The sequence below is a fragment of the Nonomuraea salmonea genome, from assembly GCF_042428605.1.
GTDB classification, from domain to species: domain Bacteria; phylum Actinomycetota; class Actinomycetes; order Streptosporangiales; family Streptosporangiaceae; genus Nonomuraea; species Nonomuraea salmonea.
In genome coordinates this window covers 1-680 of sequence record NZ_JBHMCF010000073.1, presented here as the reverse complement: position 1 = coordinate 680, position 680 = coordinate 1, and the positions used below count along the sequence as shown (strand labels likewise).

The window sequence follows — 680 nt, the reverse complement described above, 5'->3', positions numbered from 1 at the left end:
CGCGAGCCCTGGCCGATGCCCAGCCAGCGTTGCTGCCCCTCTACCAGCGCCCCGATACCGGCGTGGGATACGACCACGCCCTTCGGTGTCCCGGTCGAGCCGGAGGTGAACATCACATACGCCGCCTGATCGACGCGCAGCACACCCCGCTCCTCGACTGCCAATCGGCCGCCCGGCAGATGCGCTCCAGCGTCGATGTCCACAGCGTCCGGCAGCAGCCCCGGCGACGCGACCGCGACCCGCACCCCAGCCTGCGCAAGCATGGACTCGATGCGCGCCTGCGGGTAGCTGACATCCACCGGCAGATAGGCCGCGCCCGCCTTCAACACCCCCAGCAACGCCACGACCAGGTCCACGCCACGTTCCAGCGCCACCGCGACCACAGACTCCGGCCCGACTCCCCGGCTCAGCAGCGCCCGAGCCACCCGGTTCGCTCGGGTCTCCAACTCGCCGAACGACACCTCCACACCCTCGCTCACCACCGCCACCGCAGCCGGATCCCGATCCACCTGCGCCTCGAACAGCTCCGCCACCGTCCCCGCAAGCGAACCCGCGGGCCCGGCCCCCCAGGAAGCCAGCCGCTCAAGATCCGCCGCATCCAGCACCCCCACCCCCGCCAACGAGGTGTCCGGAGCCGACTCCAACGCCTCGACCAGGTTCTCCATCGCCGTGCACACCAG

General features: G+C 71.2%; 1 protein-coding gene. It reads right to left on the bottom strand.

The window, feature by feature from the left end:
- On the bottom strand, positions 1 to 665 hold a 665-nt coding region (locus ACFFR3_RS50205; RefSeq protein WP_379485518.1), incomplete at its 3' end, for an AMP-binding protein.
- Positions 666 to 680: the final 15 nt, after the last annotated feature.